General features: G+C 53.7%; 1 pseudogene. It reads right to left on the bottom strand.

From position 1 onward, the window contains the following. Positions 1-133 precede the first annotated feature (133 nt). Positions 134-367: pseudogene (locus KP705_RS19405) on the bottom strand (IS5/IS1182 family transposase); the annotation flags it as partial.

Raw genomic sequence — 367 nt, 5'->3', positions numbered from 1 at the left:
GGAGGGATCGAAGAACCSTTGRTTGATGCGCCTGGCTCGTGATTTCAGGCTTTTGGCGATTTGATTGACGGTTTTTGGGGGAGCTTTTGATCTGCGTTTTGAGCAGATCGGGGACTGCTCTCCCGCTGGATGACTATGCGCTCGCGTTCAATCTTTCGAGGAAGAGGAAGCGGCGCATGTTGTAGACGATATTGGCCAGCCCGATCCTCATGGTGGCCCGGGTGATACCGACAGTTCGGATGAACAATCCCGTCTGTGATTTCTGGTCGGCAAAGACGTGCTCGACGCGCGATCGGATCACGGACTTTCCAGCATTCGATTTCTGGATATGTCGGGGCATAGGCTTGAGATGCGGCTTTTTTCTGTG

Origin of the sequence: Gluconobacter sp. P1D12_c, from assembly GCF_018812105.1 — a bacterium.
GTDB lineage: Bacteria > Pseudomonadota > Alphaproteobacteria > Acetobacterales > Acetobacteraceae > Gluconobacter > Gluconobacter oxydans_A.
The sequence above is the reverse complement of the archived record's forward strand: the minus strand, read 5'-3'. Positions and strand labels throughout refer to the sequence as shown.